The sequence below is a fragment of the Bradyrhizobium sp. USDA 4341 genome (assembly GCF_054063755.1).
Genome location: NZ_JBSSGO010000002.1, coordinates 371435 through 390956 on the forward strand (window position 1 = coordinate 371435; position 19522 = coordinate 390956).

At 64.5% G+C, this 19522-nt stretch carries 23 protein-coding genes; 14 read left to right on the forward strand and 9 right to left on the reverse strand.

The annotated features are described in order from the left end of the window. The first annotated feature begins 6 nt into the window (after positions 1-6). A complete protein-coding gene (locus ACVIGB_RS07475) occupies positions 7-390 on the forward strand; it encodes an Mth938-like domain-containing protein (protein WP_092114014.1) in 384 nt (127 codons plus the stop codon). Beyond that, positions 387-1250 carry a phytoene/squalene synthase family protein gene (locus ACVIGB_RS07480; protein ID WP_456723197.1) on the forward strand — a complete coding sequence of 288 codons (864 nt, stop codon included), beginning with the start codon at positions 387-389 and terminating at the stop codon, positions 1248-1250. Before ACVIGB_RS07475 ends, ACVIGB_RS07480 begins: the two co-directional genes overlap by 4 nt. 97 nt (positions 1251-1347) lie before the next feature. Here ACVIGB_RS07480 and ACVIGB_RS07485 read toward each other — a convergent pair whose 3' ends face one another. The 4 genes from ACVIGB_RS07485 to ACVIGB_RS07500 form a co-directional block, all read right to left on the reverse strand. Beyond that, positions 1348-1632: a DUF1488 family protein gene (locus ACVIGB_RS07485; RefSeq protein ID WP_092114019.1), complete on the reverse strand. Its 285-nt coding sequence runs from the start codon at positions 1630-1632 to the stop codon at positions 1348-1350. Positions 1633-1707: 75 nt separating this feature from the next. After that, complete coding sequence (locus ACVIGB_RS07490) at positions 1708-2811, reverse strand: serine/threonine protein kinase (RefSeq protein WP_456723196.1); 1104 nt, start codon at positions 2809-2811, stop codon at positions 1708-1710. A gap of 5 nt (positions 2812-2816) precedes the next feature. Beyond that, entirely contained in the window at positions 2817-4250 is a 1434-nt protein-coding gene (gene trmFO, locus ACVIGB_RS07495; RefSeq protein WP_456723195.1) for a methylenetetrahydrofolate--tRNA-(uracil(54)-C(5))-methyltransferase (FADH(2)-oxidizing) TrmFO, read from the reverse strand. A gap of 109 nt (positions 4251-4359) precedes the next feature. Further along, on the reverse strand, positions 4360-4512 hold the full coding sequence (locus ACVIGB_RS07500; RefSeq protein ID WP_016846063.1) for a DUF1127 domain-containing protein: 153 nt from the start codon (positions 4510-4512) through the stop codon (positions 4360-4362). A 736-nt stretch (positions 4513-5248) separates the two neighbouring features. Between ACVIGB_RS07500 and ACVIGB_RS07505 the strand changes: the two genes are divergently transcribed. Beyond that, positions 5249-5536: a hypothetical protein gene (locus ACVIGB_RS07505; RefSeq protein WP_092114028.1), complete on the forward strand. Its 288-nt coding sequence runs from the start codon at positions 5249-5251 to the stop codon at positions 5534-5536. A gap of 131 nt (positions 5537-5667) precedes the next feature. Here the strand turns inward: ACVIGB_RS07505 and ACVIGB_RS07510 are convergent, their stop codons facing one another. Both ACVIGB_RS07510 and ACVIGB_RS07515 read right to left on the reverse strand, forming a co-directional pair. After that, a complete protein-coding gene (locus ACVIGB_RS07510; RefSeq protein ID WP_092114030.1) occupies positions 5668-6483 on the reverse strand; it encodes a lytic murein transglycosylase in 816 nt (271 codons plus the stop codon). 233 nt (positions 6484-6716) lie between these two features. After that, positions 6717-7628, reverse strand: coding sequence for a DUF2189 domain-containing protein (locus ACVIGB_RS07515; protein WP_456723194.1), 912 nt, complete (start codon positions 7626-7628; stop codon positions 6717-6719). Between the two features lie 288 nt (positions 7629-7916). Here ACVIGB_RS07515 and ACVIGB_RS07520 point away from each other — a divergent pair, with 288 nt between their 5' ends. Then, positions 7917-8330, forward strand: coding sequence for a DUF3597 domain-containing protein (locus ACVIGB_RS07520; protein ID WP_229169283.1), 414 nt, complete (start codon positions 7917-7919; stop codon positions 8328-8330). A 111-nt stretch (positions 8331-8441) separates the two neighbouring features. Further along, positions 8442-9233, forward strand: coding sequence for a fumarylacetoacetate hydrolase family protein (locus ACVIGB_RS07525; protein ID WP_456725222.1), 792 nt, complete (start codon positions 8442-8444; stop codon positions 9231-9233). An 11-nt stretch (positions 9234-9244) separates the two neighbouring features. Here the strand turns inward: ACVIGB_RS07525 and ACVIGB_RS07530 are convergent, their stop codons facing one another. Continuing rightward, entirely contained in the window at positions 9245-9517 is a 273-nt protein-coding gene (locus ACVIGB_RS07530) for a GNAT family N-acetyltransferase (protein WP_456723193.1), read from the reverse strand. Between the two features lie 100 nt (positions 9518-9617). Between ACVIGB_RS07530 and ACVIGB_RS07535 the strand changes: the two genes are divergently transcribed. The 5 genes from ACVIGB_RS07535 (at position 9618) to ACVIGB_RS07555 (ending at position 15258) form a co-directional block, all read left to right on the forward strand. Continuing rightward, positions 9618-10562, forward strand: a complete 945-nt coding sequence (locus tag ACVIGB_RS07535) for a tetratricopeptide repeat protein (protein ID WP_456723192.1) — start codon at positions 9618-9620, stop codon at positions 10560-10562. A 190-nt stretch (positions 10563-10752) separates the two neighbouring features. Continuing rightward, positions 10753-11154, forward strand: coding sequence for an SPW repeat protein (locus tag ACVIGB_RS07540; RefSeq protein WP_456723191.1), 402 nt, complete (start codon positions 10753-10755; stop codon positions 11152-11154). 206 nt (positions 11155-11360) lie between these two features. Further along, positions 11361-13001, forward strand: a complete 1641-nt coding sequence (locus ACVIGB_RS07545; protein WP_456723190.1) for an acyl-CoA synthetase — start codon at positions 11361-11363, stop codon at positions 12999-13001. Positions 13002-13005: 4 nt separating this feature from the next. Next, positions 13006-13881 carry a PCC domain-containing protein gene (locus ACVIGB_RS07550; RefSeq protein WP_456723189.1) on the forward strand — a complete coding sequence of 292 codons (876 nt, stop codon included), beginning with the start codon at positions 13006-13008 and terminating at the stop codon, positions 13879-13881. A 405-nt stretch (positions 13882-14286) separates the two neighbouring features. Beyond that, entirely contained in the window at positions 14287-15258 is a 972-nt protein-coding gene (locus ACVIGB_RS07555) for a hypothetical protein (protein ID WP_456749124.1), read from the forward strand. Positions 15259-15313: 55 nt separating this feature from the next. Here the strand turns inward: ACVIGB_RS07555 and ACVIGB_RS07560 are convergent, their stop codons facing one another. Together ACVIGB_RS07560 and ACVIGB_RS07565 are read right to left on the reverse strand one after the other, a co-directional pair. Beyond that, the gene (locus tag ACVIGB_RS07560) at positions 15314-15637 is read right to left on the reverse strand and encodes a hypothetical protein (RefSeq protein ID WP_456723188.1); all 324 of its coding nucleotides are present in this window, start codon (positions 15635-15637) and stop codon (positions 15314-15316) included. A gap of 4 nt (positions 15638-15641) precedes the next feature. Then, positions 15642-16049 (reverse strand): PaaI family thioesterase, encoded by a 408-nt coding sequence (locus ACVIGB_RS07565; RefSeq protein ID WP_207839703.1) that lies wholly within the window; start codon positions 16047-16049, stop codon positions 15642-15644. Between the two features lie 175 nt (positions 16050-16224). On the opposite strand from ACVIGB_RS07565, the gene ACVIGB_RS07570 reads away from it, so the two are divergent. The 4 genes from ACVIGB_RS07570 (at position 16225) to ACVIGB_RS07585 (ending at position 19473) form a co-directional block, all read left to right on the forward strand. Further along, positions 16225-16992 carry an AAA family ATPase gene (locus tag ACVIGB_RS07570; protein ID WP_456723187.1) on the forward strand — a complete coding sequence of 256 codons (768 nt, stop codon included), beginning with the start codon at positions 16225-16227 and terminating at the stop codon, positions 16990-16992. Positions 16993-17149: 157 nt separating this feature from the next. Next, positions 17150-17689, forward strand: a complete 540-nt coding sequence (locus ACVIGB_RS07575; protein WP_456723186.1) for an SRPBCC family protein — start codon at positions 17150-17152, stop codon at positions 17687-17689. Between the two features lie 141 nt (positions 17690-17830). Continuing rightward, complete coding sequence (locus ACVIGB_RS07580) at positions 17831-18769, forward strand: YVTN family beta-propeller repeat protein (protein ID WP_456723185.1); 939 nt, start codon at positions 17831-17833, stop codon at positions 18767-18769. A gap of 371 nt (positions 18770-19140) precedes the next feature. Then, entirely contained in the window at positions 19141-19473 is a 333-nt protein-coding gene (locus ACVIGB_RS07585; protein ID WP_092114058.1) for a PRC-barrel domain-containing protein, read from the forward strand. Positions 19474-19522 lie beyond the last annotated feature (49 nt).

Sequence of the window (19522 nt, forward strand, 5' to 3'; positions counted from 1 at the left end):
CCGGTCATGAGCAACTCCTCGGACGCTCCCCATCTTCCGAGGTCGGCGCCGATCGAGGCCTACGGCAAGGGCGGCTTCGCGTTTGCCGATATGTCGCACCGCGGCTCGCTGCTGTGCCTGCCCGACGCGATCTGGGCCTGGGCGGTGACCCGGCCGCAGGAGATCGACGAATACGCGTTGCAAAAGGTATTCGCGGCCGCCAATGCGATCGACACGCTGATCGTCGGCACCGGCACCGAGGTCTGGGTGCCGCCGAAGGGCCTGCGCGAGGCCCTGCGTGCGGTGCGGGTGGTGCTCGACCCGATGCAGACGGGCCCCGCGATCCGCACCTACAACATCATGTTGGGCGAGCGGCGTCGCGTCGCGGCGGCGCTGATCGCGGTGCCATGAGCACGACGGAGGCGCCGACCGACGGCGCGGCGTTCTGCGCCGATCTGGTGCGGACCCATGACTTCGTGCGCTACGCGTCGACCTTGTTCATGCCGGGTCCGGAGCGCCGGGCGCTGCTCGCGATCTATGCCTTCAACATCGAGGTCTCGCGGGTGCACGAGCAGGTCAGCCAGCCGCTGCCCGGCGAGATGCGGCTGCAATGGTGGACCGACATGCTGGCCGGAGCCGGACACGGCGGCGTCGAGGGCAATCCGGTCGCGGCAGAGCTGCTGTATGCGATCCGCAATCACCGCCTGCCGGTCTCGCCGTTCTCGCTCCTGGTCGAGGAGCATCAGTTCGATCTCTACAACGACCCGATGCCGTCGCTGGCCGCGCTCGAGGGCTACCTCGACGCCACGGCATCGGCGCTGTTCGCGCAAGCCACGCGCGTGGTGGCGCGGCCATCGGAGGCGATCGATCACCTAGCCCGTCATGCCGGCCTCGCCCAAGGCATGGCGCAGGTCATCGCGGCGCTGGGCCGCGACGCCTCGCGGCAGCAGCTGTTTCTGCCGCTGCCGCTGCTGCAGCAGCACGGCAGCAGCAAGGAGGAGGTGTTTGCCGGCAAGCCGACGCCGAACATCCGTGCTGCGATCGATCAGCTTGCGGACGAGGCGCAGGGCCATCTCAAGACCGCATTCGGGCTGCTTGCGGATGTGCCATCCGGCGTGAGGCCGATCTTCCTGCCGCTCGCTTACATCAGGCGCGAGCTGAACCGGGTGAGGAGGGCCGACTACGATCCGTTCCTGCCGAAGCCGGTCTCACGCCTGCGCACGCTCTGGACGTTGTGGCGAGCTGCCCGCACCGAAGAGTTCGGTCGCTAGAGCATGATCCGGAAAAGTGCGAAGCGGTTTTCCGAAAAGATCATGCTAAAACAAGAATCTAAAGCGCGATGACCATTCAACGCGATCTCATCGCGCTTTAGCTCTGTTCTTTCGAGATGTGCTTGGTGAAGATCCGGATCGTCGCGCCTTTGACCACCGGGCCGCTGTCAAAGATGTCGGATGCGATCATCTCGATCGCGTCGCGCAGCGTAATGAACTGCGCCTGCCGGGCCAGGCTCGGTGTTCCGCGCGTGCCGGCCAATTCGTCCATTGCGGCGTCGCTGATCTGACATTCAATTTCCTGATCGCCGTGCATCATGGTGAATCCGAACGCCAGGCGTTCGGAATCATATCCCCCGATACGGCCACGGGTGAGTGGCATTAAGCTTGTCCCTTGAGCGCGCTAGCCCTCACAAGATTGGCGCTTCGAGCTGCGTTTGTCGAGAGTGCGCGCGCTTCAGCGCATCGGCCGATCCATCTCGGCAACTTCGAAATTGAAGCGGTCGCGCAGATTCTTGCGTTGCTCGAGGATGTCCTTGAGGAACTCGCGATCGGCGTCGCTGCGCATCATCGGCTCGATCAGGTCGATCTGGTTCATGGCGACGAGCTGCAGGATTTCGGTGCGCGGCTTGCCGGCCGCATCGCGCGGCAATGCATGCACGATCTGGATGTGTTCGGGCGGCTTGACGCCATTGGCGGCGGCAAGCTCGTTGCGCAGCGTCTTTTCCAGCGCGGACTGGTCGGCCTCGACGAAGGCGTAGAGCCCGACGCCGACGCGCCGGTCGGCAAAGGCGACGATTGCGGTGTCGCGCACGTCGGGATTCCTGCGGATCAAATCGACCAGCACCGGGGCGTCGTTGACCAGCCGCCGGCCGCCGCCCTCTCGGTCGGTGAAATTGAAGATGCCGCGGGTGATTGCCTGATACACCTTCTTGCCGGTCTTGAGCCAGACGCTGGCGACCGCGGACTTCTTCGCGAGCACCTTGCGCTCCATCGGCGTCAACGCCTCCGGCGCGTAGCTGCGCTTGTGCTTCAACAGATGCCGCAGATCCTCATAGGCCGCGATGCGGAACAGCCGGCTTCGGGTCTTGAAGCAGGCAGCAAGCTGAAAGTCGGTGAGGTAGGCGCGGCCGTCGCGGCCGACCAGCCAGTTCTGCTCCTTGGCGAGGTCGTTATGGCAGATGCCGGCGCGATGCAGCTTGCGCAACGCGGCCTTGGCGGAGCGGAAATAGGCGACGTCGCCATGCGGCTTCGCCAGATGCAGCGCCGCGCCGTCGATGAAGCCACGGACCAGCGCGCGCCTGCCTGCCCACAGCAGCTTGGGGCCGACGTCGAGATCGCGCGCCAGGGTCAGCGCGCGGCGTTCGCGCGAGAACAAATGCAACGCCACGGCGAACGACCAGAACGGCACCTGATCGAGCCGGCGCAGCACGCCCTCGACCTCGCCGTCGTCGGCGCGGAAACGGCCGCGCTCGACCGTCGAGAACACGTCGCGCTTGAGCAGCACGCCCTGGCTCCATCGCGCCGACAGGGTGGCGTCGTCGTCTTTCGGCAAGCTCATGACTGTCAGGCCGCTGCCGCAACGCGCAGGTGCTCTGCGATCCAGTGGTCGAGATCGGTGAGTGCCCGCGCGCTGATCGCCTGTTTCTTGGCGACGGTCTTCTCGTTGCCGCGCAGCCGCGAGCCGTCCGGCTTCTTGGTCGGAGGGCTGGCCAACGGCGGGAACAGACCGAAATTGACGTTCATCGGCTGGAACGAGCGCGAACCAGCGTCGATCGTCTCGATATGACCACCGGTGATGTGGCCGAGCAGCGCGCCGAGCGCAGTGGTGGCGGGTGGTGGCGTCAGCGCGGTGCCGCGCATGTCGGCGGCAGCGCAGAGCCCCGCAATCAACCCGACGCTGGCCGACTCGACGTAGCCCTCGCAGCCCGTCATCTGGCCGGCGAAACGCAGCCGCGGCTGCGCGCGCAGGCGCAGCTGGCTATCGAGCAGCTTCGGTGAATTGAGGAAGGTGTTGCGATGCAGGCCGCCGAGGCGTGCGAACTCCGCGTTCTCAAGGCCCGGGATGGTGCGGAACACGCGCTGCTGCGCGCCATGCTTCAGCTTGGTCTGGAAACCGACGATGTTGTAGAGCGTGCCGAGCTTGTTGTCCTGCCGCAGCTGGACGATCGCATATGCCTTGACCGTCGGATTGTGCGGATTGGTCAATCCCACCGGCTTCATCGGCCCGTGGCGCAGCGTCTCCTGACCGCGCTCGGCCATCACCTCGACCGGCAGGCAGCCGTCGAAATAGGGCGTGTTGGTCTCCCAATCCTTGAAGTCGACCTTCTCGCCGTCGAGCAGCGCCAGGACGAAGGCGTCATATTGTTCCTTGGTCATCGGGCAGTTGATGTAATCGGCGCCGGTGCCGCCGGGACCGACCTTGTCGTAGCGCGACTGAAACCAGGCCACCGACATGTCGATGGAATCCTTGTGCACGATCGGTGCGATCGCATCGAAGAACGCCAGCGCGTTCTCGTCGGTGAGCTGCCTGATGGCGTCGGCGAGCGGCGCCGAGGTGAGGGGACCGGTGGCGACGATCACGTTGCTCCAGTCGGCCGGCGGCAGGCCCGCGACTTCCTCGCGGCTGATCTCGATCAGCGGATGTTCGTTCAGCGCTTTGGTGACGGCAGCGGAAAAGCCGTCGCGGTCGACCGCCAGCGCGCCGCCGGCGGGCACCTGATTGGCATCGGCCGAGCGCATGATGAGGGAGCCCAGCCGCCGCATCTCTGCGTGCAGCAGCCCGACCGCGTTGTTGGCGGCATCGTCGGAGCGGAAGGAATTCGAGCAGACCAGTTCGGCGCAGCCTTCGGTCCGATGCGCCTCGGTCATTCGGTGCGGGCGCATTTCATGCAGGACGGCACGGACGCCGGAATTGGCAACCTGCCAGGCGGCTTCCGAGCCGGCGAGCCCCGCGCCCACGATGTGCACGGGTTGGGAAGAGGATTGATGCGGTGTCATCGCGCAGCGTTAGCGCGTTTTCATTCCATATGCATCTGAAACCGCACCAGAAACGAGAACGCCCGCTGTGGAAGCGGGCGTTATCCGTCATCTGATGGCTTGCGGCCGATTAGCCGTTGTAGGTACCGGCGGCAACGCGCGGAATGTCCGAGCGGTCGAGGCCGATATCGGCCAGTTCGCGATCGCTGAGCTGGGACAGTTCGCTGACATTGCGCTGATAATCCCGGAAAGCCTGGATCATGCGGATGAGCGAGAGCAACATGGTAGTCTCCTAGTAATTCAGATTCAGCTTTTCCAAAGCCTCATCGTTGGAGTGAATATAGATGATATGGTGCGGCGCGGTAGTTCCAATGGTGCGATGCAGCTAGACCCAAAACGCATGGCGGCGGTAAGTTCTGGTTAACCGTTTGGCGCTTGGCGAGCAGGTCTGCAAATGAAAGTTCCGCCGACACCCGGAGTATCGCAAAAATATTACTGAAATCAATTGGTTGATAGAATTTCGGCAAGCCGGATCAGGTTGGATATATGGTAATTAAAGACCGCCCAATCAAGTTTTTCCGCGCCCTCGCTCACCGGATCACATCGATGTGTTCCATGCGTGATTCGCATGCGACAAGATCGCATTGGAATGATTATTAGTTCATATGTTGGTGCGAGCGCCCATGAATGGGCGGAGCGTCAATCGGTCGCATTGACGCGAGAGGTAACTCGGTCCGCCGCGCGGCGTGCGGATCTCCGTCGCGCCCCGGCGTGTCGCGCGGAATGTGCTGAGGAATATCGGAAGTGCATTTCGATTGAAGTGAACGTTGGCAGCAAAGCTAATGCGGCACCGCTTCCTTACCGACATGTAATCGAAACACTATGCAACGCATGCGCGATCCGCGTGCAGCGCTCATCACATTCGTATCGCGCGAAGTTCATTCTGAATGGCGCCGGGAACAGCGAATAATTGCGCTGCAGATTCCGCAATCACGCAGGGATCTGTCCAAGAACAAGAGATGGATCATCCCATGATTAAAACATTCATCGCCGCAGCCAGCATGGCTGCCGTTGCTTACGCTGTCGCTGCTCCCGCCCAGGCCGCTCATCGCCATCATATGGGCGTCGGCTGCAGCGGTGCCAATTTCGGCAAGACGGAAGCTGCCGTCGAAGCTATGGCTGACAATGAGGTCAAATTCGCGGCGGAGAAGGAAGTCTCGCTCGCCCAGGACGCGATGCTGAACAACAAGTGGGGCGCATGTGGCGCGCACCTCAGCAAGGCCGCCGAAGAGAGCATGGCGAAGTAAGCATTTGATCATGGCATAAGGGCCGATTGCCTGGGGCAATCGGCCCTTTTTGATTCATCCCGGAGCGGGAGCAGCGCTGATCGAAGCAGAGCCGACGTGCGGGCTTCTCGCCGCTACGCAACTCCACCGCGCTACGGAGCCTTGGCGAGCTGGGTGGCGAAGTAGCCGATCGTCTTGGCGTACACCTCGCTCTTGTTCCATTGCTGGATGACCGCGAAATTCTCGCTGCCGGGCTCCCAACCTTTGCCCTTCTTCCAGCCGTAACTCTTCAGGAAGTTCGCCGTCGAGGCCAGCACGTCAGGCACGTTGTGCAAGAGGTCGCGCTTGCCGTTGCCGTCGAAGTCGACCGCGAACTTGATGTAGGACGACGGCATGAACTGGGTCTGGCCGAGCTCGCCGGCCCAGGCGCCGCGCATCTCCTGCGGTGCGAGATCACCACGCTCGACGATGCGCAGCGCATCCATCAACTCGGCCTTGAACATGTCGGAGCGGCGGCAATCATAGGCCAGTGTCGCCAGCGAGCGCAGGGTCGGAAACTTGCCGGTGTTGACGCCGAAATCGGTCTCCAGCCCCCAGATCGCGACCAGGATCTCGCCGGGCACGCCGTAGGCCTCCTCGATTCGCGACAGCACCGAGCCGTAGCGCTTCATCATGTCGGAGCCGCGATTGAGCCGCGGCGGCACCATGCGACCCGAGAACTGCTCGAAGGTCTGGCTGAACACCTGCTGCGAATGGTCGCGTGCCAGGATAGCCTTGTCCTGCGTGACGCCGCTCAACCCGGCCTGGATCGCGTTCTGCGAAATGCCCTTCGTCACAGCCTCTTTCTTGAAATCGTCGAGCCAGGACTCGAACGTGCCCGTGCCGCATTGGGCGGCGAGCGCAGACGCGGTCGAGGTCAACAGCCACGCCCCGACGGCGAGCGTGTGAAAGGAAAAGCGCGAGGTCATAGGCAATTTCACTCCGGAGTCTGCGATGTCATCGATTGGTCGCGAAACCCGGCGGGTATGTTCGCGGCAACAGCGGCCAAAACATGGCTCGTGATCGAGCCGTTTATCTCAGGCAGTGCTGCAAATGCCACGCCAACTTCACACCCATTTGACGATCCGGAACGACAAACCGCCGGCCGAATATAATCGGCCGGCGGTTGCTTTGGCGTTTACGAGTTCGGGTTAACCGGCGCTTATTCGCGATCGTTGCGCCGCCACGGGAACAGGTTGGCCGGGAAGTCGGCGGCGGGCTTGCGCTCGCGGGGCTCGGGAATCACCGGCCGAGCGTTCGGGTCCTTGACGATGACCTCGCGATAGAGATGCCAGGTGGCGTGACCGAGCAGGGGGATCACGACGGCAAGCCCGAGGAAGAACGGGATCGTGCCGAGCAGCAGCAACACCGCGACGATCAGACCCCAGGCCGCCATCGGCAACGGGTTTTGTGCGACGGCGCGCATCGACGTCACCATGGCTTCGCCGGCGGTTGCCTGGCGGTCGAGCATCATGGGGAAGGCGACCACGCTGATGCACAGCGCGACGAGCGCGAATAGAAAGCCGACGCTGCAACCGACCACGATCAGCCACCAGCCTTGTTGGGTGGTCAGCACGCGCTCGGCAAAATCGGGGATGTTAGCCGCGGTCTGATAGCCGAACACCGCGGTGTAGATCGCCTGCGCGGTCGCGATCCAGGTCACGAACAGTGCGAACAGCAACGTTCCGACCCCGAGCATCGCGCCGAATGACGGCGAGCGGAATACCTGCATGGCGTCCCATGCGGATGCCTCACCGCCGTCCTCGCGCCGACGGCTCATCTCGTAGAGGCCGATCGCGGCGAACGGGCCGAGCAGGGCAAAGCCCGCGGCCAACGGAAACAGCAGGGGCAACACGGAATAACCGTGCACGGTGCGAGCAAGCACGATGCCGAGCACGGGATAGATCAGACACAGGATGATGGCGTGGCTTGGTACTGCCTTGAAGTCTTCCCAGCCGAGACGCAGCGCTTGATGCAAATCGGACAGGCCGATGGTGCGGATAACTGGCGCAGATGCGGGGCCTTGTCCGCTCTGCGTCATCGATGTGACATTGCCTTGGTATGGACTGGCCATGGTCGTTGTCTCCCTCTGGGCGGGCGCATTCTGCGCCCGGCACGCGGGCACAAACGTACCGCCTCTCGAAGCGATCACGAGCAAGCCAGACGCGAAAGACAGAGCAGGGAACTGGCCGTGTCGCGAACTGTGAATCGAGGGTACTCCCAAACCGCGGCAAAAGCACTCACGCTTAGGTGAATGTCGCATTGGCAAGGTATTGAGGGAGCGATACACTTGAACTGCGACCTCGGTCAGCCGGTGCATTGCCGTGTGGCCTTCACATCTCAACTCTCTTGGGAGCGAACGATGAGCATTTTCGGAAAAATCATGGGCGCGATCTTCGGCAGTAGCGCCAGCGCCGCGCCCGCCGGGGGAACGGCCACAAGCGCAGCTCCCGCCGGTGGATCCGGTAGCGCGTCGCCGTCTCCTGCCGCGGTGCCTGCCGGCGCGGCGCCCGCGCAGTCCGTTGACGTCGCCCCCATCCTCGACAAGGCGGTTGCCGCGAAGGGCGAGAAGCTCGAGTGGCGGACCTCGATCGTCGACCTGATGAAGGCGCTCGACATCGACTCCAGCCTGTCGGCGCGCAAGGAGCTCGCCAAGGAGCTCGGTTACACCGGCGACACCAGCGATTCCGCCAGCATGAACATCTGGCTGCACAAGCAGGTGATGACGAAGCTCGCGGCCAACGGCGGCAAGCTGCCCCCGGATATCAAGCACTGACGGGATCATCATCCCGCACACCAGGGCCCGCGCCAGCGCGGGCCCTTTTTTATGGACCGGCGAGCATCTATAGATCGGCGGACAAGAAGGAGAACGCCCATGAAAACTCCCATGACTGATCTCGATCGCCGGACGATGCTTGCGACCGGCGCCCTCGCACTGGTCGGCGCCGCTGCGCAATCTGTGCCGGCCCACGCCGAGGCCGCGCCGAAGGCGATGTTTGCGGTCCCGGCCGTGACGATCCCGATCGTCGGCGCCACCGAGGTGTTCCAGGTCCGCCGCATCTACTGCATCGGCCGCAACTACGCCGCGCACGCGATCGAGCGCGGCTCCGATCCGACGCGCGAGCCGCCGTTCTTCTTCCAGAAACCGACGGATGCGATCCAGAATGTCGCGATCGGCACGGTCGCCGATCATCCCTATCCGTCGCTGACCAAGAACTATCACCACGAGGTCGAGCTGGTCGCCGCGCTGAAGTCCGGCGGCGCCAACATCCCCGCCGACAAGGCGCTCGATCACGTCTATGGCTACGCCCTCGGCCTCGACATGACGCGGCGCGATCTGCAGAACGGCATGGCCGCGGAGAAGAAGCCGCGGGAGATCGGCAAGAGCTTTGACCATGCCGCGGTACTCGGGCCGATCCATCCGGCTGATAAGACCGGCCATTTCACGCAGGGCGCGATCTCGCTCGCGGTCAACGGCACGGTGCGGCAGAGCTCGGATCTGAAGAACATGATCTGGAGCGTCGCCGAGCAGATCGCAAAGCTCTCCGAGGCATTCGAGCTCAAGGCCGGCGACATCATCTATTCCGGAACGCCGGAGAATGTCGGCCCGGTCGTCAAGGGCGACGTGCTGCTCTGCAAGCTCGAGGGCCTGCCGGACATGTCGATCAAGATCGTCTGACGAACGCGGCGCTAGCCGGCAAGATCCGCGTATTCCGGATGCTTGTCGAGGTAGTCCACCACGAAGCTGCAGCCGGCGATCACCTTGTGGCCGTCGGCGCGGATCAGCTCCAGCGCGCCCTTGACCAGCTCCGATGCGATGCCGCGGCCGCGCAGGGCGCGCGGTGTCTCGGTATGGGTGATGATGACGGCCGAGGGCGTCTGCCGGTAATTCGCAAAGGCCAGACCGCCCTCGGTGTCGAGCTCGAAACGCCTCTCGGCCTTGTTGTCGCGGACGGCAGCCATCGCAAAATCCCGGTTGATTCACAGGCCTTGATCTAAGCCCGTGAACCCGCCGGTGCAAAGCCGCGACCAACCCGCAAATTGACATTTGTGGATTGACGAGATGCGCATTTTGGCCTGCCTGACCGCCGCATTGCTCGGCGCCGCGTTGACGCTGCCAAATCCTCCGCGAGCCGCCGCCGGCGACGATCCGAGCTGGCAGGCCTGCGTCGGCCTGACGACGGCGCCCGGCGACCGCGTGTCCGCCTGTACCACGGTGATCGACGGCAAGACCGAAACCGGCAAGCGGCTGGCCGGCGCCTATTGCAACCGCGGCCACGGGCTGACCGAGAAGCGCGAGCTCGACGCCGCGCTCGCCGACCTCAACGAGGCGATCAAGCTCGATCCCGCCTATGCCTGCGCCTACACCAATCGCGGCCGGGTTTACGCCTTCAAGCGCGATCTCGATCATGCGATCGCCGATTACGACGAGGCGATCCGCATCGATCCGGCCTTCGCGCTGGCTTACAACAATCGCGGCGATGCCTGGCTCAACAAGGGCGATCTCGACCGCGCGCTGGCCGATCTCAGCCTCGCCATCAAATACAACCCGCAGCTCGCCGCGGCCTATGGCAATCGCGGCTTCGTCTATTACCGCAAGCGCGACGCGGCGCATGCGATCGCCGACTACACCACCGAGATCAAGCTCGAGCCCAACGCGCTCGCCTACATCAACCGCGGCAACGTCTATCGCGACACCGAGCAGCTCGATCGCGCTGCCGCCGACTACGGCGAGGCGGCGAAGATTGCGCCGACCGACGCGCGTGGCTGGCGCAACCGCGGCATGATCCGGCTCTTTCAGGGCGACAACAAGGGCGGGCTCGCCGATTATGACAAGGCGCTGCAATACGATCCCGCCGACGTCTATTCCTGGAACAACCGCGGCCAGGCCAAGCTGCGGCTCGGCGACAAGAAGGGCGCGGCGGCCGATTTCCGCAAGGCACTCGAACTGCAGCCCGATCTGAAGTCCGCCAAGGAGGCGTTGGCGCGGCTCGGCGGGGGGCGCTGACGCGCGGTGCCGGGCGCCGGCGCCCTCGATCCTGCCGCATCGCACATACGCCGATCGGGCCTTGCGGGCCGATGCAATTCGATTAGGCTTGTTCCCAGACATACGCCCCCGGATGCGGCCCAATGGTCGTCTGGTACCGAGTGGTGAGGCCGGCCGCTGACGTATGCCCCTTGTCGCAAGGAGGTTCGTCATGTCGGACAATCGTTTCTTCGGCACACACCGCCCCTGGGAGGACTGGCTCGGCATGCTGCTCGGCGTGCTGATCATGGTCTCGCCCTGGTTTCCGATACAGGTCAGCGACGACGTCGATGTCGAGCGCAGCCACCTGGTGCTCAACAGCTTCGTGGTCGGCATGCTGGTGCTGGGCCTGGCCCAGCTCGAATATGTCGCGCTGCATCGCTGGGAGGAGGTGGCGAGCATCGTGCTCGGCCTCTGGCTGGTCGCGTCGCCGAACATCTTCGGCTATTCGGAAGACCAGGCGCTGCAGCTTTGGCACATCCTGCTCGGCGGGCTGGTCGCCATGATCGGCGCGCTGCAGCTCTGGCAGGATTGGAACCTGACCGAGCAGGATCTGGCCAAGCATCCGCAATAGCGGTCCCGGCAGGCGTCAGGGGCGGCAGCCGTCGGCGCGCTATCATCGCGCCGCGCCCGGCGGGCCTTGCCGAGGCGCGCCGCTTGGCGATAAACCGGGTGGCACCAATCCCTTGCGGCGCTTGAAGACGCCCGGTTCTGACCGAGGAAACACCCGATGACCGTTCTGACCATGCCCTGTCTGTTGTGCGTATCGGCGGGGCGGCAATGAGCGGGACCGAGGCGACCGCGCCGCGCGGCGGGATCGCGCGGGTGTCGCGCCGGGTGATGAACCTCGCCTATATCCTGACCCAGAACGCACGCCGCCACGGCGATCGTCCCGGCTTCATCTGGAACGAGAAGGCCTGGTTCTGGCGCCATATCGACCAGAACGTCTCGGCGCTGGCGGCGGCGCTCGCCGCGCGCGGGATCGGCAAGGGCGACCGCATCCTGGTGCATTCCAAGAACTGCGACGAGATGTTCTGGTCGATGTTCGCGGCCTTCCGGCTCGGCGCGGTCTGGGTGCCGACCAATTTCCGCCTGATGCCCGACGAGGTCGCCTATCTCGCCCGAGCTTCCGGCGCCAAGGCGTTTCTCTGCCATGCCGATTTCCCCGAGCACGCCAAGGCGGCCGCCAATCCCGCGCTCGAATTCGTCTGGCGCATCGGCGAGGAGGGCACGTTCGGCGAAGCGACGCTCGGTGACGTCATCGCCAAACACGCCGGCGCCGCGGTCGAGAACACGCCGGTCGAATACGACGATCCCTGCTGGTTCTTCTTCACCTCCGGCACCACCGGCCGCTCCAAGGCCGCGGTGTTGACGCACGGCCAGATGGCTTTCGTGATCACCAACCATCTCGCCGATCTGATGCCGGGCACCACCGAACAGGACGCCTCGCTGGTTGTGGCGCCGCTGTCGCATGGCGCCGGCGTGCACCAGCTGGTGCAGACCGCGCGCGGCGTGCCGACCATCCTGCTGCCGTCGGAGAAGTTCGACATCGCGGAGGCGTTCCGCCTGATCGCCAAATACCGCGTCAGCAACATGTTCACGGTGCCGACCATCCTGAAGATGATGGTCGAGCATCCGGCCGCCGACCAGCACGACCATTCCTCGCTGCGCTACATCATCTATGCCGGCGCGCCGATGTATCGCGAGGACCAGAAGGCGGCGCTGAGCAAGCTCGGCTGTGTGCTGGTGCAGTATTTCGGCCTCGGCGAGGTTACCGGCAACATCACCGTGCTGCCGCCCGGCCTGCACGATCTCGAGGACGGACCGCACGCCCGGATCGGCACCTGCGGCTTCGAGCGCACCGGCATGCAGGTCTCGATCCAGGGCGACGACGGAAGCGAGCTGAAGCCGCTCGAGACCGGCGAGATCTGCGTGATCGGCCCCGGCGTGTTCGCCGGCTATTACGACAACCCCGAGGCCAATGCGAAGGCGTTCCGCGACGGCTGGTTTCGTACCGGCGATCTCGGCCACATCGACGAGGAGGGCTTTGTCTATATCACCGGCCGCGCCTCCGACATGTACATCTCCGGCGGCTCCAACATCTATCCGCGCGAGATCGAGGAGAAGCTGCTGACCCATCCCGCGGTCGGCGAGGTCGCCGTGCTCGGCGTGCCCGATCCCTTCTGGGGCGAGGTCGGCGTCGCCGTCTGCGTCGCGCGTGAGGGCACCGAGGCGGTGGGGGAGGCGGAGCTTGCCGCCTATCTCGCGCCGAAGGTGCCGCGCTACAAGATGCCAAAGCGCTTCTTCTTCTGGGAGGCGCTGCCGAAGTCCGGCTACGGCAAGGTGCCGAAGCGGCTGATCCGCGACGAGCTCGAGGCGCGCGGGTTGCTCGAGGTGATCGCCAAATCGACGGGCGCTTAGGGCGATGCGCAGCATCGCCCAGCCTGGCGCTCCGGTCGCGGAGCGCATCCAATGGGTCGGCGCGCGCGGCCGCGCCTTTGCATTCGTGCTGGAGGCCGGCATTCCCTTGCTCGAGGCCGTACGCCGCGGCTTTGCGGCGGAGGGTTTTTCCGGCGGCGTGCTGAGCGCCAAGGGGGGCGCGCTCGGCCCGTTCGCCTATGTGATGCCGGCGCTGTCGAAAGACGGCGTCAACGCCGCGTTCTACAGCGACACGTTCCGTCCCGACGGCGTGACACGGCTCAAGCTCGCGGCGCTGACCTTTGGCGAACGCGACGGCGCACCGTTCTTCCACTGCCACGGGTTGTGGACCGAGGCCGACGGCCGCTTCAACGGCGGACACATGCTGCCGGACGAGACCATCGTCGCCGAGCCGTTCGAGGTCAGCGCGTTCGGCATCGACGGCGCGACGTTCCTGGCCGAGCCCGACAGCGAGACCAATTTCAAGCTGTTCGGTCCGGTCGCCAGCGCGCCGCGCGGGGCGAAGACCACGAGTCATGCCTTCGCGTTGCGGTTGCGGCCGAACCAGGATTTCGCCTGTGCGCTGGAAGACTTCTGTCGCCAGCACGGCATCCTGCGCGCGCGGCTGCATGGCGGCGTCGGCTCGACCATCGGCGCGGTCTTCAGCGATGGCCACAGCGTGGTGCCGTTCGCGACCGAGCTCGCGGTGACCGCGGGGCAGATCGCGCCTGACGCCAATCGTCGGGTGCGCGCCAGTCTCGACGTCGCGCTGGTCGACTATCTCGGCGGCGTCGCCGAGGGACGCCTGGTGCGCGGCGACAATCCGGTGCTCATGACGATGGAGCTGGTGCTGGAAGTACTGGAGGAGGCGGAGCGGCCGTAGGGGCGGGCTCGCAGTCTCTCTGAGCGTCGTCCCGGCGTTCGCCAGAGTCGATATCGCGCCGCATCCTCCGCTGTCGTCCCGGCGAAGGCCGGGACCTATACTCCGCAGCAGTTGTTGTGAAAGGGATTCGTCGTTCCGGCGTTGAACAACAATAGTCATTCGTGGTTATGGGTCCCGGCCTTCGCCGGGACGACGGCGAGTGTGTGGCGCCGCCTGTGAGACATACATCCGTAGTCTCGCGGCATGTTGGGCTTCGCGGGAACCGGAGCCCGTACTCAAGCTGTTTCTGAAAATCTCTGCACGTTAGAATTGAGTTGATCGAGAAACGCCTTTATTGTTGCGTCATTGCGCCGACAGGAGCGAGGTCGGGTTTATTTTTGAGCGAGACATATTGGGGAAGAGACCATGGCCAAATTGCTGGTGGCGGGCGGTCTGTACGAGAAGGATGAGACAGGGCCGATGCGCAGGCGCTTCGCCGAAGCGCTTGGTCGACAGACGGTCCTGAGAGGCCATGCGCTGCTCGGTGGTTGCCGTACGCAGCTCGATCTCGTCGTTGCGCAAGCCGCCTCAGCCGCTGCGCAATCCAGGAGGCTGGATCCGAACAAGGTGATCCATTCCTGGGTCACCCGCACTACGACGCCGATCCACAGAATCGGCGAGATCACGCGGTCGCAGCTCGGCGACTGGTCCCAGGTCCCGCGCGGATTCGCGTTTCCCGAGCCGGTGCATGAATGTGACGCGATGATCATCATCGGCGGCTGGGACGGGACGCAGCACGCCGCAAGCTGGGGCCGGTTCGCGAACAAGCCGATCCTGGCGGTCGCGACATTCGGCGGCGCGGCGACGGACATCCATGTCGACGAACTGGCGTCGTTCGAGCGACGAGGGGTCTCGAACCTTTCGCGCGAGGATTACCAGGCCTTGAACCGCTTCATGACCGACGAGAACGACGAGGTAGTCGAGCAGTACGCGGCCGAGGTGGTGACGCTGGCCGAACGCGCGATCCTGTCGACCGAAGTGTTCGTCGTGATGTCGTTCGAGAACGTTCCGCACCTGACGGACGCCTACGCGACATTCGGCCGGGTCTGCCGCGAGAAGGGCTTCTCGGCGGTCAAGGTCGACAACCATCTCGACAGCAATGAACGTATCGTTCCGGCGATCTTTGCCGGCATTCGGCGTGCGGGCCTTTGTCATCGCCGAGGTCAGCGGAGCACGTCCGAATGTCTTCTACGAGTTGGGCTTCGCGCGCGCCAGCGGCAAGGCCGTCATCCAGACGGCTTACGCGGGAACCAAGCTGCCGTTCGACGTGTTCGACGTGCCGACGCTGTTCTGGAGCGGTCAAAGCGAGCTGGAGGGCAAACTGAAGACCGCTATTGATCAGTTCATGGCCAAGCCCGGAAAGTTTATCTGATGCGACCGCGACGCGCCGGGTTCATCTGCGCTTGCGGACATGGATGTTGATGTCGAGGTCGATCGCGCTGACACAGGTCTGCTCGGTGCGGTGCGAGGCGCCCTCGTGCCAGTGGCCCTTGCGCAAGCTGATCGCGCTGACCTGGGCAAGCCGCAGGCAGCGCCATTGCGGCAGCTTGCCCGAACTCTCGCCGGCGAACTGCCACGCCAGCACGACCTCTTCACCGCTCTTGTTGTGGCCGATGATATGCGGGCAGAGCTCGCGCGACCGATCATCATAGCTGCAGACCACTTGCTGCTCGGTGAGGATCGCCTTGCGGAACAGCATGTAGCTGCGGCTTGGCATCCGCTCATTCATCGAAGACGCGGAAGACCGCTGCGGCCGTCACCAGCAGCCTGTCGCCGGCGAAGGCTTCAGCATCGACGAAGGCGAAGGTCCGCGTCACCTTTTTCACGGTCGTGCGGCCGATGATCCATGGACCAGGCGCGGCGCCGCCGACGAAGCGGGTGTCCAGCGAAACGGTCGCGCATTTGCGTTTCGTTGCCATGAACACGGCGCTGCCAAGGGCGGTATCGAGAAAGCCGAGGATCGCCCCGCCATGAATATAGCCGTAGGGATTGCCGTGCCGGTCGTCGCTCTGAAAGCCCCATTCAGGCGCGGCGTCACCGGTCTCGCGCCAGTAGTAGGGGCCATTATGGTCGATGAACCCTGGGCGGCTCGGCAGGAGCTTGAACCCTTCTGGAGGCGAGGTTGTCATTTCGGGAATCCCAACAAGCTTGCTGATTCCGCGTCGTATGCGCGGAAGTTGAACCTAGCATTGTGCGCAGACGTGCGCGCCAGCCTAGTCCGCTTGTTCTCGTTGCGTTCTTGACGGGTTCGCCTCGATCCGGGATCGTGGTTGGCGCCGCCGCGGCGTGCCGGAAGCAGGACGAATGGCCAGACGACGACATCGCCCGATCAACATGCCGGCGCCGTATCTGAGGCGCCTCTGGCTCGATCCCGGGCGCATTCCTGATCGCAACGCATATCCGTTCGTGCTGCCGCTGCTGCGCGACGAATTCGAACTCAGCTTCGACAAGGCGATCACCATCATCGTCGGCGAGAACGGCACCGGCAAGTCGACGCTGCTCGAGGGCATCGCCGTGATGGCCGGCTATGACGATGCCGGCGGCGGCAAGGGCTATCGGCCGGTCGACCATGGTCGTGCGCTGGAGAAAATGGGCGGCTCGCTGGCGTCAGCGCTGCGCGCGAGCTGGCTGCCCAAGATCACCAACGGCTGGTTCTTCCGCGCCGAGAGCTTCTTCTCGGTGGCAAGGTATCTGGACGAGGCAGCGCAGGACGCCGGCGGGCTGCCGCCGGACTTCCTGTCGCATTCCCACGGTGAGGGTTTCCTGCGCTTCTTCGAGGAGCGCTGCCAGCGGCAGGGCATCTTCATTTTCGACGAGCCGGAATCCGCGCTGTCGCCGTCACGGCAGATCGAATTCCTCAAGCTGCTGCACCGGATGAACGGCACCGGCCACTGCCAGGTGATCATGGCGACGCATGCGCCGGTTCTGATGGCCTATCCCGACGCGACGCTGCTGCGGCTGAGCAAATACGGGCTCGAGCCGGTCAGGCTGCGGGAGACCGATCACTACCGGCTGATGCGGGAGTTCTGCGACGACCCGAAGGGGTTCGTCGAGGCGGCGATCGCGGATTGACGCCGATCCCGGCTGACTTGCCTCCCGAGGAAGCCCGTCGGCGGCGACTTCGCTCTGGTGCAAGAAGCCGGCCCCCGATCTAGTCTAGAACCTCGAACCATAAACTGCGGCATGCGCCAGGCGGCGCATGACCGACGGACATCGGGAGAGACCAAGGATGAGATCGACGATCGCGAAGGTTGGCGTCGTGGTGGCGGCATTGGCCGTATTGGGGGCCGCCTGGGCCCATGGGCCGACCCGCCAGAAGGTGCGCGAATCCATCGAGATCGATGCGCCGCAGGCCAAGGTGTGGGCGGTGATCGGCAATTTCCAGGACATGAGCTGGCTTGCCGGTGTCGCCAAGACCGATGGCGAGAAGGGCAACGAGATCGGCGCCACGCGGCGGCTGACACTGGCGCCCGGCATTACCATCGACGAGGAGCTCTACAAATACGAGCCCGAGATGATGAGCTATTCGTACCGGATCACGGCGGTCGACGTGAAGGTGCTGCCGGTCACCAACTACTCCTCGACGCTGTCGGTGTCGCCGGCGCCGGGCGGCAAAGCGAAGCTGGAATGGGCCGGCGCGTTCTATCGCGGCTTTCCGAACAACGATCCGCCGCCGGAGCTGAACGACGAGGCCGCGGTGAAGGCGGTGAGCGAGCTCTACAGGGGCGGGCTGGCGGCGCTGAAGAAGAAGATCGAGAGCGGAAGCTGAGAGGGCGTGAACCTATACCGGTCCGTCATTGCGAGGAGCGTCAGCGACGAAGCAATCCATGCTTCCGTTCTGCGGAGCTGTGGATTGCTTCGCTTCGCTCGCAATGACGTTGATCGAGTCGTTTGTGCGGGATCCCTGAGCATGCGCGCGATCGCGCTGCTGGCGCTGCTCGCCGGCTTCAATGGCGCGCGCGCCGAGGAGGCGTTTGTCACCAACCAGCTCAGCGACGATCTGACGGTGGTCGATCTCGCGACCTCGAATCCGGTCGCGACCATCGCGATCGGCGGCAAGCCCGCGGGCGTTGCCGTCAGCAATGACGGCCGCTTCGCCTTTGTGACCAGCCCGGATGCCAAGGCGGTCACGGTGGTCGACGCGTCGGCGCGCAAGGTGGTCGGCCGGATCGAGGTCGGCGGCGGCCCGCTCGGCATCGCGGTGGCCCCCGACGGCGCGACGGTCTATGTCGCCGACTGGTACGCTGCCGCGGTGCGGGTGATCGATGTCAGGGAGCAGCGGGTCGTCGCAAGTCTTGCGGTCGGCGCATCGCCGTCCGGGCTTGCCGTGACGCCGGACGGGCGGCTGCTGCTCTCGGCCGATCGCGACGACGACAGCGTGTCGATAACAGACATTTCCGCGCACGAGCGGAGAGGGATCGTGAAGGTCGGGACCCGTCCGTTCGGCGTCACCATCGATGCCGAAGGCAAGCGCGCCTACACTGCCAATGTCGGCTCCAACGACGTCTCCGTGATCGACATCGCGACCGCGCGCGAGATCGGTCGCGCCCATGTCGGCCTGCGTCCCTATGCGGTGGCGCTGGCGCAGGGCCGCGGCTTCGTCACCGACCAGTATGACGGCAAGGTCAGCGTGTTCGACCTCGCAACCTTGCAGCCGGTGAAGCGGATCACGGTCGGCGATTACCCCGAAGGCATCGAGGCAACGGCCGACGGCAAGCGCATCGTGGTCGCGAACTGGGAGAGCAATACGCTCAGCGTGATCGATGCCGCCGAGCTGAAGGTGATCGGCGAGGTCAAGGTCGGCGACGGCCCACGGGCGTTCGGGGCGTTCCTCAGGCGCACGGAGTAGGCGGAAGGTGCGTGCACTGAAGCGACGGAGCAAAGCTACGCGTCCCAAAATATCGAAAACAACCCCATGCAAAGGAGCAGGTGGCCGCCGGCACCCGGAAAAGCGACTTGACGCGTCGGGCAAATCGGTGATACGTTTCTAATATTCCGAAATAGTGCAGATGCCCGCGGTCGCGACGATAGCCTTTGTCGGGGGCTCCCTTCGTCGTCGTTGCGAGGAGCATGTCACCGGCGTTCGTGCAACTCGTTGACTCGGAAGGACGCATAGGGCCAATCCGCCTCACGGCCTGTCGCCGAGCTGCGACCCATTGGCTCACCAGCGCGGCAGGCATATATTGTCGGGCAAATACGAGGAAACACAGGGAGGATGCCATGCATCACACCTTGGTACCCAGCGACCGCGTCGAGCATGTCTGCGTGTTCGGGCGCGATGGCTCAAAACTCGGATCGATCGAGCGGCTGATGCTCGACAAGGTGAGCGGAACGGTGGCTTACGCCGTGATCAAGACCGGCGGCGTGCTCAGCAGTCACCACCATTATCCGGTCCGGTGGACTGCCTTGAAATTCGATCCCGCGCGCCAGGCCTTCGAGGCCGAGGTGACGCTGGACGATCTGCGCACCGGCCCGTCCGAGTTCGACGGCGACGAATTCGACTGGGGCGACCGCTCGCACGCCTACACGCACCCGAATTATTGGGCGGTGTAGCGCGCTGGTGAGTGGCGGTTGTTGTAGCCCGCATGAGCGAAGCGACATG

Bases quoted from the DNA above. Each gene is read 5' to 3' on its own strand.
- ACVIGB_RS07475 (WP_092114014.1), top strand. From the start codon at position 7: ATGAGCAACTCCTCGGACGCTCCCCATCTTCCGAGGTCGGCGCCGATC.
- ACVIGB_RS07480 (WP_456723197.1), top strand. From the start codon at position 387: ATGAGCACGACGGAGGCGCCGACCGACGGCGCGGCGTTCTGCGCCGAT.
- ACVIGB_RS07485 (WP_092114019.1), bottom strand. From the start codon at position 1,632: ATGCCACTCACCCGTGGCCGTATCGGGGGATATGATTCCGAACGCCTG.
- ACVIGB_RS07490 (WP_456723196.1), bottom strand. From the start codon at position 2,811: ATGAGCTTGCCGAAAGACGACGACGCCACCCTGTCGGCGCGATGGAGC.
- trmFO (WP_456723195.1), bottom strand. From the start codon at position 4,250: ATGACACCGCATCAATCCTCTTCCCAACCCGTGCACATCGTGGGCGCG.
- ACVIGB_RS07500 (WP_016846063.1), bottom strand. From the start codon at position 4,512: ATGTTGCTCTCGCTCATCCGCATGATCCAGGCTTTCCGGGATTATCAG.
- ACVIGB_RS07505 (WP_092114028.1), top strand. From the start codon at position 5,249: ATGGATCATCCCATGATTAAAACATTCATCGCCGCAGCCAGCATGGCT.
- ACVIGB_RS07510 (WP_092114030.1), bottom strand. From the start codon at position 6,483: ATGACCTCGCGCTTTTCCTTTCACACGCTCGCCGTCGGGGCGTGGCTG.
- ACVIGB_RS07515 (WP_456723194.1), bottom strand. From the start codon at position 7,628: ATGGCCAGTCCATACCAAGGCAATGTCACATCGATGACGCAGAGCGGA.
- ACVIGB_RS07520 (WP_229169283.1), top strand. From the start codon at position 7,917: ATGAGCATTTTCGGAAAAATCATGGGCGCGATCTTCGGCAGTAGCGCC.
- ACVIGB_RS07525 (WP_456725222.1), top strand. From the start codon at position 8,442: ATGACTGATCTCGATCGCCGGACGATGCTTGCGACCGGCGCCCTCGCA.
- ACVIGB_RS07530 (WP_456723193.1), bottom strand. From the start codon at position 9,517: ATGGCTGCCGTCCGCGACAACAAGGCCGAGAGGCGTTTCGAGCTCGAC.
- ACVIGB_RS07535 (WP_456723192.1), top strand. From the start codon at position 9,618: ATGCGCATTTTGGCCTGCCTGACCGCCGCATTGCTCGGCGCCGCGTTG.
- ACVIGB_RS07540 (WP_456723191.1), top strand. From the start codon at position 10,753: ATGTCGGACAATCGTTTCTTCGGCACACACCGCCCCTGGGAGGACTGG.
- ACVIGB_RS07545 (WP_456723190.1), top strand. From the start codon at position 11,361: ATGAGCGGGACCGAGGCGACCGCGCCGCGCGGCGGGATCGCGCGGGTG.
- ACVIGB_RS07550 (WP_456723189.1), top strand. From the start codon at position 13,006: ATGCGCAGCATCGCCCAGCCTGGCGCTCCGGTCGCGGAGCGCATCCAA.
- ACVIGB_RS07555 (WP_456749124.1), top strand. From the start codon at position 14,287: ATGGCCAAATTGCTGGTGGCGGGCGGTCTGTACGAGAAGGATGAGACA.
- ACVIGB_RS07560 (WP_456723188.1), bottom strand. From the start codon at position 15,637: ATGCCAAGCCGCAGCTACATGCTGTTCCGCAAGGCGATCCTCACCGAG.
- ACVIGB_RS07565 (WP_207839703.1), bottom strand. From the start codon at position 16,049: ATGACAACCTCGCCTCCAGAAGGGTTCAAGCTCCTGCCGAGCCGCCCA.
- ACVIGB_RS07570 (WP_456723187.1), top strand. From the start codon at position 16,225: ATGGCCAGACGACGACATCGCCCGATCAACATGCCGGCGCCGTATCTG.
- ACVIGB_RS07575 (WP_456723186.1), top strand. From the start codon at position 17,150: ATGAGATCGACGATCGCGAAGGTTGGCGTCGTGGTGGCGGCATTGGCC.
- ACVIGB_RS07580 (WP_456723185.1), top strand. From the start codon at position 17,831: ATGCGCGCGATCGCGCTGCTGGCGCTGCTCGCCGGCTTCAATGGCGCG.
- ACVIGB_RS07585 (WP_092114058.1), top strand. From the start codon at position 19,141: ATGCATCACACCTTGGTACCCAGCGACCGCGTCGAGCATGTCTGCGTG.